This window comes from Frankia sp. CgKIO3 (genome assembly GCF_977946435.1).
Window position 1 is genome coordinate 15,362 of the sequence record NZ_CDWTMO010000018.1, and the last position, 21,792, is coordinate 37,153.

17 protein-coding genes and 1 riboswitch are annotated in these 21,792 nt (G+C 71.7%); of the genes, 6 read left to right on the forward strand and 11 right to left on the reverse strand.

Features of this window, described 5'->3' with window-relative positions:
* The first annotated feature begins 116 nt into the window (after positions 1–116).
* A riboswitch (SAM riboswitch) is annotated at positions 117–233 on the forward strand.
* A gap of 8 nt (positions 234–241) precedes the next feature.
* The 3 genes from thrC to AC08OJ_RS03955 all read left to right on the forward strand — a co-directional run bounded on the left by thrC (position 242) and on the right by AC08OJ_RS03955 (position 4,580).
* On the forward strand, positions 242–1,519 hold the full coding sequence (gene thrC, locus AC08OJ_RS03945) for a threonine synthase (RefSeq protein ID WP_476593859.1): 1,278 nt from the start codon (positions 242–244) through the stop codon (positions 1,517–1,519).
* 334 nt (positions 1,520–1,853) lie between these two features.
* Positions 1,854–3,476 carry a chaperonin GroEL gene (gene groL, locus AC08OJ_RS03950; protein ID WP_476593858.1) on the forward strand — a complete coding sequence of 541 codons (1,623 nt, stop codon included), beginning with the start codon at positions 1,854–1,856 and terminating at the stop codon, positions 3,474–3,476.
* Positions 3,477–4,034: 558 nt separating this feature from the next.
* Positions 4,035–4,580: a Uma2 family endonuclease gene (locus tag AC08OJ_RS03955; RefSeq protein ID WP_476593857.1), complete on the forward strand. Its 546-nt coding sequence runs from the start codon at positions 4,035–4,037 to the stop codon at positions 4,578–4,580.
* A gap of 17 nt (positions 4,581–4,597) precedes the next feature.
* Here AC08OJ_RS03955 and AC08OJ_RS03960 read toward each other — a convergent pair whose 3' ends face one another.
* The 10 genes from AC08OJ_RS03960 to AC08OJ_RS04005 all read right to left on the reverse strand — a co-directional run bounded on the left by AC08OJ_RS03960 (position 4,598) and on the right by AC08OJ_RS04005 (position 14,694).
* Positions 4,598–6,238 carry a DNA repair helicase XPB gene (locus tag AC08OJ_RS03960; protein WP_462186148.1) on the reverse strand — a complete coding sequence of 547 codons (1,641 nt, stop codon included), beginning with the start codon at positions 6,236–6,238 and terminating at the stop codon, positions 4,598–4,600.
* Positions 6,239–6,508: 270 nt separating this feature from the next.
* Positions 6,509–9,052 (reverse strand): helicase-associated domain-containing protein, encoded by a 2,544-nt coding sequence (locus AC08OJ_RS03965; protein WP_476595089.1) that lies wholly within the window; start codon positions 9,050–9,052, stop codon positions 6,509–6,511.
* 54 nt (positions 9,053–9,106) lie between these two features.
* Positions 9,107–9,622 (reverse strand): hypothetical protein, encoded by a 516-nt coding sequence (locus AC08OJ_RS03970; protein ID WP_476594446.1) that lies wholly within the window; start codon positions 9,620–9,622, stop codon positions 9,107–9,109.
* Positions 9,623–10,120: 498 nt separating this feature from the next.
* The gene (locus AC08OJ_RS03975) at positions 10,121–10,354 is read right to left on the reverse strand and encodes a hypothetical protein (protein WP_476594445.1); all 234 of its coding nucleotides are present in this window, start codon (positions 10,352–10,354) and stop codon (positions 10,121–10,123) included.
* A 125-nt stretch (positions 10,355–10,479) separates the two neighbouring features.
* Complete coding sequence (locus tag AC08OJ_RS03980; RefSeq protein WP_476595090.1) at positions 10,480–11,193, reverse strand: hypothetical protein; 714 nt, start codon at positions 11,191–11,193, stop codon at positions 10,480–10,482.
* Between the two features lie 209 nt (positions 11,194–11,402).
* Positions 11,403–11,840 carry a DUF3180 domain-containing protein gene (locus AC08OJ_RS03985; protein ID WP_476593694.1) on the reverse strand — a complete coding sequence of 146 codons (438 nt, stop codon included), beginning with the start codon at positions 11,838–11,840 and terminating at the stop codon, positions 11,403–11,405.
* Complete coding sequence (gene folK / locus AC08OJ_RS03990; RefSeq protein WP_476595091.1) at positions 11,837–12,442, reverse strand: 2-amino-4-hydroxy-6-hydroxymethyldihydropteridine diphosphokinase; 606 nt, start codon at positions 12,440–12,442, stop codon at positions 11,837–11,839. The genes AC08OJ_RS03985 and folK overlap by 4 nt, the downstream gene beginning before the upstream one ends.
* A gap of 4 nt (positions 12,443–12,446) precedes the next feature.
* The gene (gene folB, locus AC08OJ_RS03995) at positions 12,447–12,914 is read right to left on the reverse strand and encodes a dihydroneopterin aldolase (RefSeq protein ID WP_476593696.1); all 468 of its coding nucleotides are present in this window, start codon (positions 12,912–12,914) and stop codon (positions 12,447–12,449) included.
* Positions 12,911–13,846 carry a dihydropteroate synthase gene (folP, locus tag AC08OJ_RS04000; protein ID WP_476593697.1) on the reverse strand — a complete coding sequence of 312 codons (936 nt, stop codon included), beginning with the start codon at positions 13,844–13,846 and terminating at the stop codon, positions 12,911–12,913. Before folP ends, folB begins: the two co-directional genes overlap by 4 nt.
* Entirely contained in the window at positions 13,843–14,694 is an 852-nt protein-coding gene (locus AC08OJ_RS04005) for a GNAT family N-acetyltransferase (RefSeq protein ID WP_476595092.1), read from the reverse strand. Before AC08OJ_RS04005 ends, folP begins: the two co-directional genes overlap by 4 nt.
* A gap of 866 nt (positions 14,695–15,560) precedes the next feature.
* Here AC08OJ_RS04005 and AC08OJ_RS04010 point away from each other — a divergent pair.
* The 3 genes from AC08OJ_RS04010 (at position 15,561) to AC08OJ_RS04020 (ending at position 20,370) form a co-directional block, all read left to right on the forward strand.
* The gene (locus tag AC08OJ_RS04010; RefSeq protein ID WP_476595093.1) at positions 15,561–16,991 is read left to right on the forward strand and encodes a hypothetical protein; all 1,431 of its coding nucleotides are present in this window, start codon (positions 15,561–15,563) and stop codon (positions 16,989–16,991) included.
* Positions 16,992–17,026: 35 nt separating this feature from the next.
* On the forward strand, positions 17,027–17,971 hold the full coding sequence (locus AC08OJ_RS04015) for a phosphotransferase family protein (RefSeq protein WP_476595094.1): 945 nt from the start codon (positions 17,027–17,029) through the stop codon (positions 17,969–17,971).
* Between the two features lie 341 nt (positions 17,972–18,312).
* The gene (locus tag AC08OJ_RS04020) at positions 18,313–20,370 is read left to right on the forward strand and encodes a MinD/ParA family ATP-binding protein (protein ID WP_476593701.1); all 2,058 of its coding nucleotides are present in this window, start codon (positions 18,313–18,315) and stop codon (positions 20,368–20,370) included.
* Positions 20,371–20,417: 47 nt separating this feature from the next.
* Here AC08OJ_RS04020 and AC08OJ_RS04025 read toward each other — a convergent pair whose 3' ends face one another.
* Positions 20,418–21,749 (reverse strand): geranylgeranyl reductase family protein, encoded by a 1,332-nt coding sequence (locus AC08OJ_RS04025; protein ID WP_476595095.1) that lies wholly within the window; start codon positions 21,747–21,749, stop codon positions 20,418–20,420.
* Positions 21,750–21,792: the final 43 nt, after the last annotated feature.

The window sequence follows — 21,792 nt, forward strand, 5'->3', positions numbered from 1 at the left end:
CGACCGACCCATATCATGTCCACAACCAGAGGCAACACCGGTGCACGACCACCCGCGCACGGTCTACGGTCTCGCGCACGGTCTACGGTCTACAGTACGGACAGACAACTTCATCTGGCTCATCCAGAGGGGCAGAGGGAACGGCCCAGCGAAGCCCCGGCAACCACCCGCATCCCGTGCGCGGCAGGTGCTAATTCCGTCCTGGTGGCAGACTGCCCCGGGAAAGATGAGGAGCTTCTTCATGACACTCGCGCCCGAGCGTGCCACCGGTCCCGCCCTCGACGTCGCGAACCCCGCGGTCTCGCTGTCCTGTCGGCACTGCGGCGCCACCTACCCGCTGTCCCCTACGCATGTGTGCGTGGAATGCTTCGCTCCCCTGGAAATCGCCTACGACCCGGACCTGCTGGCTCGAGTGACCCGAGAGTCCATCGAACGCGGTCCGGCGAACCTGTGGCGTTATGTCGGGCTGCTGCCCGCCGGGCATGACCCGGCGCGGCGGGTCTCCCTCGGGGCCGGCTGGACGCCGCTGCGCCCGGCCCCGCGGCTCGCCGCGGAGCTGGGGATGAAGACGCTCTATATCAAGGACGACAGCGCCAACCCCACCCATTCTTTCAAGGACCGGGTCGTCTCCGTGGCGCTCACCGCCGCCCGCGAGCTGGGCTTCACCACGGTCGCCTGCGCCTCGACGGGCAACCTCGCGCAGTCGGTGGCGGCGCATGCGGCCGGTGCCGGGCTGCGCTCGGTGGTGCTCGTACCGCACGACCTCGAGGCCGGCAAGACGGTCTCCACCGGGGTGTACGGCGGGACGCTGGTCGCCATCCAGGGCAACTACGACGACGTGAACCGGTTGTGCAGCGAACTGGCCGGGGAGTACGAGTGGGCGTTCGTCAACGTCAACGTCCGCCCCTTCTACGCCGAGGGGTCCAAGACGCTCGGCTACGAGGTCGCCGAGCAGCTCGGCTGGCGGCTGCCCGAGCAGGTCGTCGTGCCGATCGCCTCCGGCTCGCTACTGACAAAGATCGACAAGGCCTTCGGTGAGCTCGGCCGGCTCGGCCTGGTCGAGCCGGCGCCGTACAGGGTGTTCGGTGCGCAGGCGGCCGGCTGCAACCCGGTGGCCGCCGCGTTCGCCCGCGGCGTCGAGACCGTCGCCCCGGTCCGGCCCACCACAATCGCCAAGTCGCTGTCGATCGGCAACCCGGCCGACGGCCCCTACGCCCTCGACGTGGCTCGGCGGACCGGCGGGGCGATCACGGACGTGACCGACGAGGAGATCATCGACGGGATCCGGCTGCTCGCCCGCACCGAAGGCGTCTTCGGCGAGACGGCCGGTGGCGTCACCGTGGCCACTCTGCGCAGGCTGCTGCGCGAGGGGCTGCTCGACCCGGCCGCCGAGACCATCCTCTACAACACCGGCGACGGGCTGAAGACGCTTGACCCCCTCGTCGAGACGGGCGGACCGACCGCGACGATCAAGCCGTCGCTGCGCGCCTTCGAGGCCGCCGGCCTCGGCGACGACTGACTCGGGCGCAGCACAGCCCGGCACAGCGCATTCGACGAACTTCGTGGACCACGCCGGACCAACGGAAGAGCCACGGACGACGGCGAGGCGCCGCGGGGGGATCGGAGCCGGGCACGCGGAACCATGGGTCAGCTTGCACTCACTCGTGCCGAGTGCTAAACAAGAGCTGGCACTCTCGTCTAGGGAGTGCCAAGGCTGAAACGGCGAGGCTGCCCGATCCGCGCTGTGTCCGAGGTGCATCACCCGGGTCCGGAGCAGGCGGGAGCCGTCCGTCGCGGGCGTCGTTAGGGCCAGGCCATCGAACCTGCCATCCCACTGGGAGGACCCAGAAACCATGCCGAAGATCATTGCCTTCGACGAGGAGGCTCGGCGCGGCCTGGAGCGCGGCATGAACCAGCTGGCCGATGCGGTCAAGGTCACGCTCGGGCCGAAGGGCCGCAACGTCGTGCTGGAGAAGAAGTGGGGCGTACCCACGATCACCAACGACGGTGTGAGCATCGCCAAGGAGATCGAGCTCGAGGACCCGTACGAGAAGATCGGCGCGGAACTCGTCAAGGAAGTCGCGAAGAAGACCAACGACGTCGCGGGTGACGGCACCACCACCGCCACCATCCTGGCCCAGGCCCTGGTGCGCGAGGGTCTGCGCAACGTGGCCGCCGGCGCCAACCCCCTCGGGCTGAAGAAGGGCATCGAGGTCGCGGTCGAGCGCGTCTCCGAGGAGCTGTCCAAGCAGGCCAAGGAGGTCGAGACCAAGGAGCAGATCGCCTCCACGGCGTCCATCTCCGCGGGTGACTCGGCCATCGGCGGCCTCATCGCCGAGGCGCTGGACAAGGTCGGCAAGGAAGGCGTCGTCACCGTCGAGGAGAGCAACACCTTCGGCCTCGAGCTCGAGCTCACCGAGGGTATGCGCTTCGACAAAGGCTACATCTCGCCGTACTTCGTCACGGACGCGGACCGTCAGGAAGCCGTCCTGGACGACCCGTACATCCTGATCGTCAACAGCAAGATCTCCGCGGTCAAGGACCTGCTCCCGCTACTGGAGAAGGTCATGCAGACCGGCAAGCCGCTGGCGATCATCGCTGAGGATGTCGAGGGCGAGGCGCTGGCCACCCTGGTCGTCAACAAGATCCGCGGCACCTTCAAGAGCGTCGCGGTGAAGGCCCCCGGCTTCGGTGACCGCCGCAAGGCGATCCTGGGCGACATCGCCATCCTGACCGGTGGTCAGGTCATCTCCGAGGACGTCGGCCTCAAGCTCGAGAGCACCTCGCTCGACCTGCTCGGCCGTGCCCGGAAGATCGTTGTCACCAAGGACGAGACGACCGTCGTCGAGGGTGCCGGCGACCCCGACCAGATCGCCGGTCGGGTCAGCCAGATCCGCAACGAGATCGAGAAGTCGGACTCGGACTACGACCGCGAGAAGCTCCAGGAGCGGCTCGCGAAGCTGGCTGGCGGCGTCGCCGTCATCAAGGTCGGCGCGGCCACCGAGGTCGAGCTCAAGGAGAAGAAGCACCGCATCGAGGACGCGGTGTCCAACGCGAAGGCCGCCGTCGAGGAGGGCATCGTCGCCGGTGGTGGCGTCGCGCTGCTCCAGGCGTCGATCACCGCCTTCGAGAAGCTGGACCTGTCCGGCGACGAGGCGACCGGTGCCAACATCGTCCGGCTCGCGCTCGAGGCGCCCATCAAGCAGATCGCCTTCAACAGCGGTCTCGAGGGCGGCGTCGTGGTCGAGAAGGTCCGCAACCTGCCGACCGGCCACGGCCTGAACGCGGCCACCGGCGAGTACGTCGACCTGATCGGCACCGGCATCATCGACCCGGCCAAGGTCACCCGCTCCGCCCTGCAGAACGCCGCGTCGATCGCCGGCCTGTTCCTCACCACCGAGGCCGTCATCGCTGACAAGCCGGAGAAGAACCCGGCCCCGGCAGTCCCGGGCGGCGGCGGCGACATGGACTTCTAGTCCAATTCGTCACCTGCTGTACCCTGCACCACCGTCTGGCCGAGGGCGGCTCCGGTTCTCCCGGGGCCGCCCTCGTGCGTTCGCCCGTGCATCACAGCCGAGGCTCCGACGGCTACCCCAGGAAGCTCGCCGAAGGCGAGCTGACGGAAACCCCGCCTCCACCCTGATGCCAGGGGTCCCCGCACTGCGCCGAAGGCCCCGTGCGGGGCAAGGCTCGCCCCCGCGGACGGGAGGTTCCGCGAGGGCGAGCTCTCCGGCGTGGGAGCGGGCGCCGCTCGGGACGGAGCGAACGCCGGAAGGCACTCCCAAAGGCGATCTTTCCAAGAACGCTCTTCTCGGCCGCCATCGACGGCGATCAAATTACCAGCGGGTAATCCAAGAGACAAGAGCTTTATGTCACTCCTTTTGAACAATTCGAAGGTCACCTTCGTTAGACTTCGACCTTTTACCGCGACACGGACAATTAACGCATGCCAGCTTTAGACAGCGGCCACGGCGACAGGCACGATAGCCCTCGTGGTTCAGGCCCCCGCACAGCCGCGCTCCCATCGCCCCTCGATGACCGTTCCCACTCCCCCGGTCACCGTGGAAGATCTCGACACAGGCGGACATGATGACGCTCGGTTCGAACTCCTGGACGGCTTGTGCGTCCTGCGACCATGGCCGACACCGCTGCGGGCCCGCGTCACGGCGCGCCTGGTCCGGATCCTGGCGGGCACGGCCTCCTCCGGAGCTCAGATCCTGCCGGCCGGGATCGGGGTGGAGCTGTCCCCCCGCAGTCTGCTCGTGCCGGATGTCGTGGTAGCGGCGAGCGGTGACACCGGCCGTCGGCTCCGGGGCACCCCGTCCCTCGTCATCGAAGTGGCCGACGCCAGCACCCGGCGCTACAACCGCACCCTCAAACTCGATCTCTACCGGCAACGCGGCGTGCCGTCCTGCTGGCTGATCGACCCGGACACCGCCACCATCGAGGCGTACGACCTGGTCGCCGATGCGTACCTCGCCACCCGCACGGTCAGCGGGAAGGAGACCTTCACCGCCACTCAGCCCTTTCCGGTGGCGATCCAGCCGGCCGAGCTAATCGACCCGCCCGACTCGGAGTGATGGCGCGACCCCGACCGCTACCCCAGGACGTCGTCGGCGTCGACGATGGTGTAGGCGTAGCCCTGCTCGGCGAGGAATCGCTGGCGGTGTGCCGCGTACTCCTGGTCGAGGGTGTCGCGGGCCACCACCGTGTAGAAGTGCGCCGTGCGGCCGTCGGCCTTGGGGCGCAGCACCCGACCGAGCCGCTGGGCCTCCTCCTGGCGGGAACCGAACGTGCCCGAGACCTGCACGGCCACCCCGGCCTCCGGCAGGTCGATGGAGACATTCGCGACCTTGGAAACGACCAGTGTGGTGATCTCCCCGGTCCGGAACGCTTCGAATAGCCGCTCCCGTTCCCGGTTACGGGTGGAACCCTGGATGACCGGGGCGTCCAACAGCTCCCCGAGCTCGTCGAGCTGGTCGAGATATGCGCCGATCACCAGCACCCGGTCATCGGAGTGCCGGCGGACGAGACGTTCCACCACCGCCCGCTTGCTGCGGGCGGTGGCACACATCCGGTACCGCTCCTCCGGCTCGGCGACGGCGTAGGCCATCCGCTCGTCCTCGGTGAGCGTGACGCGCACCTCGGTGCACTGCGCCGGCGCGATCCAGCCCTGTGCCTCGATCTCCCGCCACGGGGCGTCATACCGCTTCGGCCCGATCAACGAGAAGACGTCGCCCTCCCGGCCGTCCTCCCGGACGAGGGTCGCGGTCAGGCCGAGCCGACGACGGGACTGGATGTCGGCGGTCATCCGGAAGACCGGCGCCGGGAGCAGGTGCACCTCGTCGTAGACGATCAGACCCCAGTCCCGGGCCCCGAACAACTCCAGGTGCAGGTATTCGCCCTTACGCCGGGCCGTCATCACCTGGTAGGTGGCGATGGTGACCGGCCGGATCTCCTTGCGCTCCCCGGAGTACTCGCCGATCTCCTCCTCGGTCAGCGAGGTGCGGCGCAGCAGCTCGTGCCGCCACTGCCGGCCGGCCACCGTGTTCGTGACCAGGATCAGCGTGGTCGCCCCGGCCTGGGCCATGGCCGCGGCGCCGACGATGGTCTTCCCGGCACCCGCGGGCAGCACGACGACCCCCGACCCGCCCTCCCAGAACCCGGCTACCGCACCCTTCTGGTAGTCGCGCAGCTCCCAGCCGTCCTGGCGCAGTTCGATCCGGTGCGCCTCGCCGTCGACGTAACCGGCGAGATCCTCCGCCGGCCACCCGAGTTTGAGCAGCGCCTGCTTGAGCCGGCCGCGCTCGGAGGGGTGCACGGCGATTGTGTCGTCGTCGATGCGGGAGCCGAGCATCGGCACGACCTTCTTGGCCCGGGCCACCTCGACGAGCACCACCCGGTCGAGAGCACGCAACACCAGCCCGTGGGCCGGGTCGTTCTCCAGGCGCAGCCGACCGTAGCGATCCATCGTGTCGGCGATGTCGACAAGCAGGGCGTGCGGCACGGCGTAACGGGAGAAGCGAACCAGCGCATCGACAACCTGCTCAGCGTCATGGCCGGCGGCACGGGCGTTCCACAGCGCCAGCGGCGTCACCCGATAGGTGTGCACATGCTCCGGAGACCGTTCGAGCTCGGCGAACGGAGCGATGGCCGACCGCGCCTCGGCAGCACTCGGATGCTCGACCTCAAGCAGCAACGTCTTGTCCGACTGGACGATCAACGGGCCATCCGTCACCCGCCACCGCCCTTTCCGTCCGCCGTAGGTTCCACCGTGGGTATCGACCCATTAGTGAACTACCAACACGAGCCGCCCTGCACCAATCGGTGCGGTGCGAGCCACCGGCGTCGCACCGGCACGATCACACCGGCGGCGCGCTGCTCGTTCACCGGCGCCCTTCGACGGTACAGCCGACCACCGACACGGTAATCCAGAGGGGCCGAAGCCCGACTGAAACCACCGCGGGTCCCGCAGGCAGGCGGGCACACCGGCACCGGCCCGCCCGGCTCATGGCGGATCGGCGAGATCCTCCGCGGCGGCCGACCAGTCCGCCGCCACCGGCGGCCCGCCGAACGCGTCGTCGATGTCGGCGACGCCGGTCACCCGGTGCAGGACGAAACGACGCGGGCCGGCGCTGAGTTCGTCCCACGCGGTGAGCCAGCCGCCCTCGACAGCGGTGGGCCGCACGATCCGGTCGCTCGGCGCACCCTGCTGGTCGACGTAGCCCAGCAGCACCCGGCGCCGGTCCCGGACGGCTCCCTGCAGCAGCACCAGGATCAACGGCGCGGACCGGGTGAGCCCGACCTCGATGCCGGGAACCTCACCGGCTGCCCGGACCGCCCGTGCGCTGTCGTCGCCTCGGCGGACCAGCCGGACCACGTCGCGCAGCTGGTTGATCCGGGTGCCGGCCACGTCGACCGACGCCACGCGGAGGCGCGCCGGCGTCCGATAGGCGGCGGGCCGGCGCAGCACCACCCGCCCGTCCGGGGCCTCCGCGACCGGTGCGAACCCGGCGGTGCGCAGGCCGACGAGCACCTCCGCGGTCGGCAGTGGGGAGATGACGATCGTCGGCGCGATCCGGCGCAGCCCCAACGCCTGGGTACGCCGGTTGGCGACCACTTCGGCGAGCAGCGCCGTGTCCTCGCAGCGCAGGTAGCTCGCGGCAGGACCAGCCCGCAACCGGCCGTGCCGCCGGGCGGTGTCGTCGATCAGATAGGTGAGGGCCTGCGGCACCCCGCCTCGACCGAGGCGGGCGAGCATCGCGTGGATGTCCTCCGCCACCAGGCCCGAGTCCAGGCCGCGACGCAGCGAGGCCTCGGAGAACCGGTAGACGGTGGCCGCGCCCGCGGACTCGACGTCCGCCATCCGCGCCAGCTCCGCAGCCACCCGGGGTACCAGCGGGCCCGGGGCAACCGCGGTGAGATCCCCCTGCAGCAGCAGCTCCTCGACCGGCTCGGGCAGCAGCGGCGCGAGCGCGTCGGCGAGCCTGGCGCACAGCGCGGGATCACCAGCCGCCGATCGGCTCGGCATGCCCGCGTTCCGCGCCGGATCGGCGTTCTCCGCGTCGAGCTGGGTGGCGAGTAACCGACCGACCGTGCTCGGCGCGCCCCGGCCGGTCAGCCCAAGCAGCTCGGCCTCGACAATCGTTCCGTCGATCATCCCGGCGAGCAGCGTTCCGCCGCGCCGCGGCGCTCGCCAGGTCAACAGGGCACGCAACGACTCCGCGGTCGGCACCACCCCAGCGGGCGCCGTGGCCAGCGCCCGCAGAACCTGGGCACGCAGGTCCTGCGCGGCCGGTCGCCGCACGTCCAGCGACAGGGGAGCGATCTGCCGGCCCCGCTCGTCCCGCTCGCCAACCAGCCAGGCGGCGGTCGACGAGCGCATCCAGCCCTCGACCAGTACGGCCCACCGGGCAGCTACCAGGTCGGTGCCCCAGCGGTCGTAGGCCGTGGTCGGCACGTACTGGACGTCGACCCCCGCGGTCGTGTCGACCAGGCCGGCCGCCGCGGCCAGCTCCACCACGAAGGCCGCGGCCCGCTCGTCGACGTCGAGCAGTTTCGCGGCGGCCCGCAGGTCTCGCACGCTCAACCCGCCGGTGCGCAGCGGGGTGACCGGGCTCGCGCCCCAGGCGTCCAGCAGGGTGGTGACCCACCGGACGAGGGTGTCCGCCGCCAGGGCCGCCGCGGCGTCGGCCGCCGCCACCCCGATGACCTCTCCCTCGACGGCGGGCGGGTGCGGATGCAGGACCCCGGCCGGATGCTCGCCGCGCACGACCAGCCCAACCTCGCGCGGCAGCTCGACGGTCTCCTCGTCCAATCCGACGAGCAGGCCGCGGGCGAGCAGTTCCTCCACCGGGGTCCGGGCCGCGGGCAACCCCAGCAACCGGCCCGCCTCCGTAGTGGCGCCGAGTGCCGGACCCGCGGCCAGCCGGTCCAGCAGCTGCCGCGCCCGGGAGGAGCAGGCGTCGATCCACTCCCGGACCCGATCCGCGTCCGCGAAGGCGCCGCTCAACGCCTCGATCATCGCTTCCCGGACGGCGAACCCGGTCGCCGTCTCGTCGGCCGCGCCCCGGGGCACCGGCAGGCCGGCCGCGGTCAGGAGCCGGGCGAGCTGGGACTGCCGGTACGTCGTCAGGCAGGCTCGCACGGGACGGCCGAGCCCCAGCGGGCGCACGCCGAGGAGGTCGACGACCATCCCGGTAACCCGCAGCTCGTCGTCGTCGCCCCAGATGAGCCCGAGGTCACGAAGCCGGCCCACCGGCTCGGACACCTCCGGATGCCCGCAGAACCTTGTCAGCTCCGCCAGGGACACCGGCCGGGGAAGGATCGTCAACGCCTCCAGGAGCTCGCAGGCGCCCGTGTCGAGACGTTCCAACGCGCGGGCCACGCTGACCCGGATCTCCAGGCGGGCCGCAAGCACCTCGAAGTCCGGTGGGGGCGGCATCGCCAGGTCCGGCCGTAGGAGGAAGAGCCGGGTCAACGCCTGATCCGGAAGCGCACGCAACCAGTCCACGAGGGCCCCGGGCTGTCCTGAGGCCTCGGCGGCCGGCATCGACACCCTCACGACGGTAGCTGGCGCGGCGCCAGGCCGGCAGGGCGCCGTCGCTCAGCCGGGCCGTGCCGCGTCACCTGGGCGGATGCCGGATTCGCAACCGCGGCGGACACCGGCACCGCGGCGACGGGTGATGGCCCCGCGCGGCAGGTCGTCGTGCCGTCCGGCCGCTCCACCGCCGATCCCGACCCGAGCCGTCCCCACCTGGTCGAGCACCCATCCGCAGCTGGTGTCCCACCGCAGCACCGCGATCGCCGGATCGGTACCGCCCGGCGGGGACAACACCGCGAACGCCCAGTCGGGTGCGCCGGTCGAGGTGCGGATGCCGGTGATGCGCAGACCATCCGGCGACACCCTGGACACCAGCGGGCTGTCGAAGACCGCCGCCGTGATCGCGGCAGCCTCGGCCTCGGTGGGCAGCCGGCCGGGTCCATCGGAGGCGTCCGGGAGCTGCCCGGCCCGGCCGTTGCCGACATGACCCTGCCCAGCCCGGTCCTGACTCACCCGCCCCTGGCCGCCACTGTTCACGGTCAGGGGTGCCGCAGGAGAAGGTGCGGGTCTTGGACGCACGTGGCCTCCCTGGATGCTTTGGCAGGCCAGGACGCGCGCTCGGCCGAACGTCGGCGACCAGGATGCCCGAGACGGGCCTCTTCGCGGCGAGATCGACGGAATGCGACAGACCTACCGATACCGATTTCACACGCCCAGGGCCATCGGATGCAAGAGGATTCGGCAAACTGGGCGCAACCAATTTCGCCGGGACCGCTTCTCCTGCTCCGCCGGCCCGGATGGTCCGCGTGGCCGAGGATCCGCAGGTTACCCGGACATTGATTCGATCATCCTCAATGGAGGCCATAAAGCGACAAGTACGGCAACGATGACAACAATCGCTCTCTGGTCGGCAAACCTCTACGTTGTACGCCATCTTTGCGAACTTTTTGCGGGCCTGAGCCGCGAAGCCCCATCTCCGCCGACGGCGCCCGCCGGGCATGCCCCCGCCGGGCCGCTCCGACGGCCGCGGATCCAGGCAGCATGCCCTGACGACGCCAGGCTCTAAGACGCCAGGCCCTAACGACGCCGGTCGAACTGGTCCACGAGGAAAGACAGATGGTTCACCCGTCCCCAGTCCGCGACCCGGGACATCGTCCCGGCGTCACCGGGCAGGGCCAGTGTCCGGCCGAGCGAGACGCCGACGACGAGGACCGCCGCGAGCACCGCCGCCTGAATCGCGCTGAGTACCGGGTTACGGTGCTGGCGGCCCCCTCCGGCCGGGACTCGGGTACGGGCTCGGCTACCGGCCACGCGGCCACGCGGCCGTGCGGGCGGGCCGGCTCCGGGACGGCGGCGGCGTCACCGGCGGCGGCGTCACCGACATCCGGCCCGTCGGCTTCAGGGCTCCCCCGCCGGCCCTGTCCCAGCGGGTCCGCTCATGGCCGGCCGGAGGCACCGCCCGGTGACATCCGGTTCGAGGGGCGCCAGGGTTCCCCGGCGGTCCGTGGGTCGTCGTCCCTGATCGCGTGCTGGTACTCGGTGAAGCTGACCTCGTCCAGTAGCCCGGAACCCGGCCGACCGCCTCCCCGGGAGAAGCCGTCCGGGTCCGGAGGAGATCCCCGGTCCAGCCCGGACGGCGCGCGCGGGTCCGGGGGAGACGAGGAATACGCGGGTCGGTGCCGGAGGTCATCGGCCCCACCCGGCGGGGAGACACCCGCACCGCGCGGGTCATGCCAACCGCCGCGTGGATCGTGCCAACCGCCGCGGTGGTCGGGCCGTTCCGCCGGCCCGGGCCTCCTGGCGGATCTCGTCGCCAGCGTGCTGAACGCGACGATCCGGCCCTCGGACGGCTGGCGGCGCCGGGGCACGGCGGTTCCCTCAGCTGCCGGACCCGACCGGATCCGCTCGGTCCGAGCCGCGTTGTCGGGGAGGTCACGCACGGGGTCCGAGAAGTTCCGCGCCGGGTCGTGAACCGGACCGGCGGGTGGGCCGGGATCGGCGCCACCGCCCACCCGACCATGATCTACCCGATCATGATCCACCCGACTGTGATTCAGTCGCGGCTGCACGCGTGTGTCACCGTGCGAGTTCCTGCCCTCAGCGACCACCACCCGCTCCTTCCCGCCCCCGGCGCCCAGGCGCCACGTCACCGCACCATCCACCGACGACATGAACAACGCCGACAATCACCACTCTACGAAGGTGGTCCAGGACAATCCCGACACCGACCACGGTCATATATCGCAATCTATCCCAGAGTAGCCCTGCCAACACGAATCGGCACAGTCAGCCCATCGGTGGTCGCACCACTTTTCGGTGTTCCATCGGAACATTCCGCCCAGAACCAGGGCTGGCCGGGCTAACGCTTCTTGACCCGGCACACCCGTTCGAGGATGAGGCCGCCGGTCAGCAGCACCATCGCCGCGGCCAACCCGAGACCCGCGGTGAGCGCGTCGCCCCCCGCGGTCGGGAACTCCCCCGTGCGGGGCATGGTGTAGCCGAATACACCCGCCCAGAGGCCGGCGAGCGCCGCTCCGACGACGGAGCTCGCCTTGGCCAACGCGGCGAGCCGGGCGACCGTGAGCGGGAGGATCGGGCGCGTTCCCGGCCGTCCCTCCAGCCGGCGGCGGGTCAGGGACGCGACCTGGAGCTCGAGGGCGCCGATCATGAGAACCGACACCGACGCCGTTCGCGGCAGCGTGGGAATCGATCGGTACGCCCACCACAGGAGCAGGTACCCGAGTGCCCCGAACGCCACCGCGACCGCGATGAGATCACGCGCCCGGGTCGGTCTCACCTGGCCGCCTCTCCGGCATCACTGCCGCCGACGGCGGGATCGGTGACGGCACCGGCCCTGGGATCCGCCTCGACGACGAGATCCGCCTCGACCACGAGATCCGACAGCGACCACGGGGTCCGGCGCAGACCGGCCGGGTGCTTCCCCACGGCCATCCGGGCGACCAGATCGGCGACCCGCCTGTGCCCAGGCAGCGTCGCCTCGGGATCAACGTCCAGCCAGGGCACGCAGACGAAGGCCCGCAGATGTGCTCGGGGATGCGGCACGAGGATCTCAGGGTCGTCACTGCGCAGGTCACCGACCGCGATGACATCGACGTCGAGCGTTCGCGGGCCCCACCGGACGGCCCGGACCCGCGCGGCCCGTTCCTCCACCTCGCGGACGACCTCGAGCAGATCACGCGGGGGCGCCGGACGCACCAGGACGACGGCGTTCAGGTAGTCGTCCTGCTCGGGTCCACCGACGGGTGCCGTCTCGTACACCGGTGAGCCGGCGAGCACCCCCAGCGCGCGGTCGAGCCGGTGGACGGCGGCGGACAGCCGGCCCAGACGATCACCGAGGTTGGACCCGAGCGACAGCACCGCATGGTCCGGCCGGGTCATCCGATCACCCGCCATCGGTGGCGACCCCCGCGGCCGCGTCCGGCGCGGTCACCGACTCGACGCCGTCGACCCGGTTCCGGACGATCGTCACCGCGACGTCGGCGAACGGAACCGCGATCGGGGCCGCGGGCTTGTGGACAGTCACCTCGGCCCGCATCACCCGACCGTCCCGCAGACAGGCGCGGACGAGTCGATCGGCGAGGGTCTCAATCAGATTCACGGGTTCTCCGGTAACGATCCCGGTAAGGGTCTCGGCAAGCTCGCCGTAGTGCACGGTGCGGGTCACGTCGTCGTGGGACGCTGCCGAGGAGAGGTCGAGCCACAGCGTGGCGTCGACGACGAACTCCTGGCCAAGATCCCGTTCCGCCGCCAGAACCCCGTGGTGGCCGCGAGCCCGCAGCCCCGACAGGGTGATCCGGTCGAGCGACGTGGCCCTCGGTCGGGAGGCGACCTCCGCCGCGGAACCCGTCACCGCGGAACCCACGGAACCTCCCGGTCTTCCACCCGGCCGGCGTCCACGGCCCAGCCGGGATCGACCTCGGGTCCGTCCCCGGGCCGGTCACCATCGTCCCGCCAGGCGCGCACGACCCGCACGGCGTCGGCGGCCGGCCGGACGGCATGCACCCGCACGCCCCACACCCCGGCCGCGGCCAGCAACGCGGTGGTCGCCTGGGTGGCGTCGTCCCGGTCTGCGACCGGCCGGGCCGAGCCGTTCGCGCCCGCCAGTACCGAGCCGAGAAACGACTTGCGGGACGTGCCGACCAGCAGCGGCCAGCCGAGCGCGAAGAAGGCGTCGATGTGGCGCAGAAGCGTCCAGTTGTGCCGGGCGGTCTTGGCGAAGCCGAGGCCGGGGTCAAGGATGACCCGATCCTCGGCGATCCCGGCGGCCAGCACGGCCTCGAGCCGGTCCACGAGTTCCGCGACCACCTCCGCGACCACGTCGCGGTACACCGCCCGGGACGCCATGTCCGCACTGGTCCCCCGCGCATGCATCAGCACATAGTGCACGCCGCGGTCGGCGACGAGACCGAGCAGATCGGGATCGGCGCCGCCGGACACGTCGTTGACGAGCACTGCCCCGGCGTCGACCGCGGCGGCGGCCACGGAGGCACGGCTGGTGTCGATGCTGACCCGGACGCCCGCGGCGGCGAGCTCGGCCACCACCGGGAGCACGCGACGCATCTCCTCGGCGGCGATGACCCGGGACGCGCCCGGTCGGGTCGACTCGCCACCGACGTCGACGAGATCCGCCCCGTCGTCGACCATCCGCAGCCCGGCCCGGACCGCCTCCAGCGGATCGAGGTAGGTACCGCCGTCCGAGAACGAGTCCGGCGTGACGTTGATGACGCCCATCACCCTGATCAGGCCGCCCGGCACGAGGAGTTCCTCGACGGTCCCGCTCATGGGAGACCTCCACCGGACGTCGCGCCCAGCGGCGCACGGCGGTAGGCGTAGCGGTAGACCGGCCGGAAACCAAGATCGGCGTACAGGCCCCGCGCCGCCGCGCTGATCTCTTCGACCTGCAGATACGCATGAGTGGCGCCTCTGCCCGCCGCCCACTCGGCGAGTGCCGCGATGACCCGGCGGGCCGCGCCCCGGCCACGGGCCACAGGCAGGGTCGCCATGCTGTAGACACCCAGCCAACGGTCGTCCGCGATGCCGCGTCCGACCGCCGCCGGTACGCCGTCCACGGTCAGGGTGATGTAGATGGTGGGCAGCCGCAGCGCCGAGAGCACCGCGAGCGTGCCGGGCCGCTGCACGTTGAATGTCGTCAGCACCTGGCCAGCGACCTCCAGCCACTCATCCGTCGGCGTGGTGGTGACGGTCACCCCCACCGAGCCGGCAGCCGCCGGTGCCCGGTCGGCACCACGCACAAGGTCGGCGAGGGGCGCCGTGCAGACGTCGGTGGGACCGGTGTCGTCGTACCCGGCGGCGTCAAGGACCGCGCCGAGCCCGGTCGGCCGGGAGAAGGGCGTCAGCTGGAAGATCGGCGGCAGACCGGCGGCGGTGTAGAAATCCCGCACCGTGGCGAGCGCCGCGGCGAGGTCGGGCACGTCACCGCGAGCCCAGACTGAGTTGCCTCGCCGGGACGATCCGGCGGACTCGCGCAGCACCCACCCGGCCCGTTCGACCTGGCGCAACGGCGGCCAGGCCCGGTGCGCCTGGTCATCGAGCTCACGGGCCAGGGACGCGTCGGCGGATGGCAGGTTTGCCCGCGGCCCGACTAGTGGATCGGCGGGACGCCGCGCCACGCGGTCATCAGGCACGGCGCGCCGACCACGGCCGGCCTGGTCGACACCAGCTGCGCGGCCTGCCGGCCGGAAAGCACGTCGGGGAGCCATCGATCACAATGCCGAGGCTACCGACCCGAACGCAGGGATGGACGCCGGCACCGATCGGACCAACATCGGGCCCTCCAGCTTCACCTTTTCGGTAATCATGACGAGATGTCATGATTTCAAAGCTATTGCCGCCTCGTTCCCGTTCTGGAGCGGACCGACGGCGGGCCGCATCCCGGCCTCCCTCGGCTCGTCGCCCGGGACCCTCCCGGGCCGGGGCGATGATCCGCAAGCCTGCGCCGCGCGATCCTGTCGGTCCTGCCAGCGCCCCCCTTCCTCGTCCCGCCACCGCCGACCGGCAAACTCCATCGCCGCATCGCACCGCCGCCGGCTCGCCCGCCGAACATGATCGGCAGAGGAAACCTCCGGGTAACACCACGCAGAGCCACGATGACAGGAACTTTGCGCACCAACAACCATCACCCTTCGGCGCAGCCTCCCTCCTACTATTGACCCTACTATTGACAAAGCGAGACACGGGCCAGATCCGGTCGGACCGACCAGAGTGACCGGAGCGACCGGCCGGCGGCAGCGAGGCCGTCGCACGACCGCCGGGAGACTTCGGCCGTTGATCGCTGGATCCGGCCGGACCACCGTCAGGGAGGATGGCGGTCGCGGCACCGATGCGGGCGTGTGGTCTCACTGTGCGCCTCCGGTCGGTCGCTTCTCACAGTGGGCTCTACCCCCCACTACCTTGTCGCCACGGTCACGACCGTGGTGTTATCTGCGTGGTGTTATCTGTTATCTGCGTGGTGTTATCTGAAGGAAGGACGCGCGGCATGCCGCAGTCGAGCGGATCTTCACCGACGCGCGGGCCCGACCCCGAGGCCTGGGTCCCGACGAGCCGGTCGGCCCCTCTCCCACCCTGGTGGGCGACCACCGAGTCGATCATCATCCCGCCGGCGCGCACCCCTCCGGACGACCACCCCGAGGACTACGAGCCGCCGCCGCCCCAGCCTTCGATGACGAAGTCCGCAACGAGTCCCACCGATGTGTCACCAGTACCTGCGGGCACGCCATCCTTCGGCACTGTGAGCGAAGCACCCTTCGGCGCTGTGAGCGGAGCGATCCCGGCGCAGCCGACACCGTCGTCGGCCCCCCACACCACGCGCCTTGGCGCCCCGGCCCCCGGCGCCTCGGACCGCAGACAGTTCCATCGCTATGCGGGAGCGGCGGTTATGACCGCGATCCTCGCCGAGGGACAGATCATGGAGGTCTCGGACGTCCTCGCGGCCAGTCCGGTCCAGCTCGCTCTGGAACGCGCCGACGATCTGTTCGACGATCTGCTTGACGACCTCCTCGACGCGCACGAGGCGACCCCACCCGCGCACATCCTGGCCCAGACCGAGCGGTTGCGCCGCGGCTTAGAGCGGCTCAGCCGGCGGTCCATCCCCGCCGGCGACGCCCACCGGCGCGACGTGCTGCGGGGGCGGGTCGCCGTGCTGGGTGCGGATGCGGCCTTCAAACTCGGTGACATCGAGACCGCGCGGTCGCTGACGTCGCTCGGCTTCCAGGCGGGGCGCTCGGTGGGTGAGGGTGCGCTTCGCGGCTCGGCCCGGGAAGTCGCGGCCGTCAACGAGTTCTACGCCGGCCGGCCCGACGAGGCGCTCCGCCTTGCCCGGGACGGGCTGACCCACGTCAGTGGCGGTGCCGTGCGGGCCCGACTTGTCTGCCAGGAGGCGCGTGCCCTCGCCGCCCTCGGTGCCGTGCGGGGCGCGGCCCAGGCCCTGGACCGGGCGTACGACCTGGCGGACGCCATCCCGGCAGACCGGTGGGGCCGTCCCGGTCCGAGTTTCGACCAGTTCAATCCGGTCGAGGTGCCCTACAACGCCACGACGGCCCTGTGTCTGCTCGGCCGCCCGCAGGCCGCCCAGGAGCACGCGGATCTCGCCATGCCGAAGCTGGACGGGATGAACGCCCCGGGATTCCGGTCGGTGATCCGCCTCGATCTCGCCCTGGCGCTGGCCCGGCAGGGCCGCCTGGAACTCGACCAGGTCTGCGCGCTGGCCACCGAGGCGATCCAGATCTCCTGGGGGCGAACCGTGGCCTCCGTCTCGGGACGCGCGGATCAGCTGCTCGCGGTCACCCGGCCGCACAGCGAGGTGCACCAGGTGCGGGACCTCGCGGTACTCATCCGGGAGTGGCAGCGCTCCGCGGCGCGGCAGCGGCCCGGCGGGCGCGCGGTTCCCGTGCCGAGCCCGTCGGTCTGACGCCGGCCACCGTACGAGGACCGTACGAGGGTGGAATGGCCGACGGCGGGCGCCCTCCGGCGGGCTCGCCGGACCACGCGCGGTTCACCGCGGAGCGGACTCGCCGCGCCCTCGGCGCGATCTGCGCTGAGGCCGGCCTGGACGACTCGGGCGCCGTGATGATCAAGAGAACCGTGAACGCGGTGTACCGGCTGCCACGGGCCGGCGCGGTTCTCCGGATCATCGGATCGGCCGCGATGGCGCATCGGGTGAGCAAGGTGGTCCGGGTGGCCCGCTGGCTGGCGGAGAACCACGTCCCGGCCGTCCGGCTGCTCCCCGGCGTGCCGGCCCCGGTCACGGCGGCCGGCTTCCTCGCGACGGTCTGGGCCGACGCGACGCCACCTGGCACCCCGCCCGGCGGCCCGGCACCGGACACCACGGAGCTGGCCGGCGCGCTGCGCGGTCTGCACACTCTGGCGCCGCCGGAACCGCCGCTGCCACGCTGGGATCCCCTCGACGACGTCCGCCGGCGATTATCCGACGCCGAGGCGCTCCCCGAGTCCGACCGCCGTTTCCTGGAGAAGATGACCAGCCGGGTCGCGGCGGCTCTGCCCACCATCCGCTACGCGCTGCCGCGGGTCGTCATACATGGGGACGCGCATCTGGCTAACCTCGTGCGGGCCGCGGACGGCCGCGCGCTGCTCTGCGACTTCGACGCTACCTGCCTGGGGCCAGCGGAATGGGACCTGATTCCCGTGGCGGTCGGCCGGCTACGCTTTGGTCATGATCCTCAGGCCCACCTCGACCTGGCCCGGGGCTACGACTTCGACGTCACCACCTGGGACGGGTTCGCCGTCCTGCGGGCGGTCCGGGAACTGAAGCTGGTGACGAGCGTGGTGCCGATCCTGGGGAGCAGCGCGACGGTGGCCGCCCAGTTCCGGGTCAGGATCGACAGCCTGCGCTCCGGCGACACCGGCGTCCGCTGGTCCCCCTACCGTTGACGCCTCCCTCATCACCCTCGCTGTCAGGACCCCGGGGAGGAGACGCCCCCGCCGCCGGCACCACACGAGGCACACCGTTTCCACCGGCCGGGCCGTGCGGTCCACGGAACCACATGTCATTCTGGTCAGACCTGTCGGGCCGGTCCGGCGGGTCACGTCCACGTGCCGGACGCCCGGCTCCGAGCGGGGCTACCGGCGCGGACCACCGTCCTGGGCGTGGTCGTCAGATCACCCCGGCCTCATGGCTTGGGTCGCCCGAACGGAGGGGAGGCCCTTGAACACGACGGAGGGAATGCCCGCCCCGGGGATCAACCAGGTGGTGTGCTGCCCGGAGAACAATCATGAACGATGATCCTCGGGAGATCGGCGCCATCCGGGTCGGCGATGTCGGAGATCGGGACCCCGCGAATCCCGGGCCGCAGGAGCGTGGCGGGCGCGTCGGGTCCCCGCCGCCGACCACCGAGCAGCCGTCCCGTTCGGCGAGCCGACTGCCGGCAGTGACGGACACCGGCCGGTCGTCTCCCGACCGGTCGTCTCCCGACCGAGCCGACCCGGGTCACTGGCAGACCGGTCCGGCGCAGCCGCGCTCCGCCGGTGCCACCGGTTGGACGGTCGACGGCCCCTACCGCCCCGAGCCGGCGGCATCCGCCTTCCGGCCGGGCACCGCCGCCCCGACGGCATCCCGCGCCGTCTCCGACACCTGGCCGTCGATGCGCCGCGTTGATCCGATGTCGGCCACGGGTTCCGAGGCAACAGGTTCCCACCCGGCCGGCTCGGCGGGCTGGACCGGCTCGGCGGGCTCGGCGGGCTGGACCGATCGGGGCACTCCCGGGTCCGCGGCCATGAACCGTCGAGGCACGGAGAGTGCCAACGACAACGGCAGGATGCTGCCGATCGAGACCCGCACCTTCGATCCGCTACTCGACCAGTTCCCCCCGAATCCGGGCGGAGTGTTCGGTCAGGCGTACCCGCCGCCCCCGCCGGGGGAGACCCGGGCCTGGCGGGGCGATCCGCTGAACCCGCCACCGCTGAACCCGCCACCGCCACCGTCCGACCCGTACGCCCAGCCCCCGCCACCGGGCCCGCCACCGGCCCCGCGGGACGAACGCCATGATCCGTGGCGGAGCACGCCGCCGGTGGCGCCGGCAAACTCGTCCGCTCTGGAGGAGACCGCCGCGATGAGACGGGCGGACTTCGACCCCGCCGCTCCCCGGCCGTACGGCGAGATGGATGGGCGATACGAGACCTATCGGCCGTCGACCGAGTATCCCGCGCCGCCGCCCCCCGGCCGGTCGAGAACCGGGAGCAAGGCGGCCCGCGGCCCGCATACTGGCCCGGCCCGCACGCCCACCGAAGCCGGCCGCATCCCCTCCTGGCTGCGCGATCCCGAGCCAGCCGGGTCTCCCGGCGGCCCGGCGGGACCGGGTCCCCGGGAGACGGGTCCCCGGGAACCGGGAAACGGCCGGGCGGGGCTCGCCACCAGCGCACTGCTGCCCGCTCCCCCGGAGACGGCGTCCCGCGGCTGGCGCAGGCTCGTGTACCAGGTCTCGGCGGGCGCGGTGAACCCCGGTCCGTCCCCCGACGAAGTTCGCGACCGCCGGCTCCTCGCGCGCATCCGGAACCCGCTGCACGACTGTCACCGCATCGCGGTGATGTCCCTCAAGGGCGGCGTCGGCAAGACCACGACGACGGTGGCGGTCGGCTCCACGCTGGCCAGCCTGCGCGATGACCGGGTGGTGGCGATCGACGCGAACCCGGACCGTGGCACCCTGGGTTCCAGGGTGCCACGGTCCTCCGCCCACACGGTGCGCGAGCTGCTGGCGGACGCTCCGCGTCTGCACCGGTACGTGGACGTCCGCAGGTACCTGTCACAGGCCGACTCGAGGCTGGAGGTGCTGGCGTCGGCCAACGATCCGGAGCTGTCGGACACCTTCGGGGACGCCGACTACCGGGCAGTCGACGATCTGCTGCAACGGCACTACTCGATCCTGTTGACCGACTGTGGGACGGGCATCCTGCACAGTGCGATGCACGGGGTGCTGGAGCTGGCCGACACGCTGGTGATCGTGAGCAGCGCCAGCGCCGACGGCGGGTCCAGCGCGAGCGCCACTCTCGACTGGTTGGACGCGCACGGCTACTCCGACCATGTCCGCGAGGCGGTCGCCGTGATCTCGATGTTCCCCGTCCAGGGCGAGCGGGTCGACGTCGACACGCTGGAACGGCATTTTGAAGCCCGGACGCGACGGGTGGTCCGGGTCCCGTTCGACCCGCATCTGGCCGACGGGGGACGGATCGTGCTGTCGAGCCTGAAACGGGAAACGCGGGCGGCCTATCGGGAGATCGCCGGCGCGGTGGCCGAACGCTTCGGCGAGGAACGCCGCGGCTACCCGGGCGGCTGACGCCGCTGGCACCGCCGGCTGCCTCAGCACCTCAGCGGCCCAGCACCTCAGCGGCTCAGCGCCGCCACCGCCGTCCGCACGCCGGGACGACGCAGTTGCCGGGCGATGGTGGTCCGTCCCTCGATGAGCCGGGTGAACAGCCCGAAGGCGCCCGGGCCCGCCATGACCGTGTGCATCGCGCCCGGCCGGCGGGTGAACGCGGCCAGGACCTCTCGTCCCGCCGCCATCTCGGGGCCCAGGATCGTCTCGACGCGCGCGGGATAGGCGGCCAAGGCGTCGAGCGCCGTGGCACCCGGGCTAGGCGCCGTGATACCCGGGCCAGTCGGCCTTGTATCCGTGACCCCCCTGGCCCGGGTCACGCCCGCCCTCACGCGACCGACACCCACACTCGCCGCGGCGGCCGCCTCCCCGGCGAGCCGACCCGACCGTAATGCGAACGAGATGCCTTCGCGTGTCCACGGATCCAGGAGCCCGGCCGCGTCCCCCGCGACCAATACCCGGCCCCGACGCAGCGGGGAGCCGACGGCCCGCACCCGGGTGAGATGTCCGGAGTCATGCTGGCGCGGCAGGTCGGTGAGCCCGAGCCGGTCGACGAACCGGGTGTAATAGGCGCGCAGCGCGGCGCCCTCGGCACGATCACCGATCACGCCGACCGTGAGCACCCGTCCCTTGGGGAACACCCACCCGTAGGAACCCGGCACCGGCCCCCAGTCGATGAGCATGCGCCCGGCCCATCGCGCGGCACGCGCCGGGTCAGCGACAAACTCGCCCTCCAGGCCGACGTCGACCTGGTCACAGCGGACACCGGCATAGGTGCCACAACGACCCGAGGTGCCGTCCGCACCCACCACCACCCGAGCGCGCAGGCCCGCCCCCGCGCGGAGACGCACGGTCACCCAACCGTCATCCTGATCCCCGGCGTCCTCGGCGATCCCGGCCTCGCCCGGCCCGGTCACATCCCGACCGGTCCCGCCCGGCCCGCTCTCGGTCAGCCCCACCACGTACGCACCGGTCCGCACGGTCGCGCCGGCCGCAGCCGCCGCGGCCAGGAGAGCGGCGTCCAGATCGGATCGCATCACCATCGACATCCAGGGACGGCCGCCGGACCGGCCGCGGGTGACCTCGAAGCGGCCGTCCCAGGTCATCGTCAGCGAGCTGACGCTGGCTCGGACCAGACCGGTCAGTTCGGTGCCGAGATAATCCGCCGAAAGGCCGACCAGGCCGCCACCGCAGGTCTTGTAGCGAGGTACCGCCGAGCGTTCGAGCACGCACACCCGGGCCCCGGCGTTCGCCGCCGCCCGCGCCGCGCTGCCACCGGCCGGGCCCGCCCCGACGACAATGACGTCAAAGGTGTTCTCCGGATCGTCAACCCTGCTCACGGCGCTTCATCCTCCCGGACACCGCGCCCCACCCCGACACCGC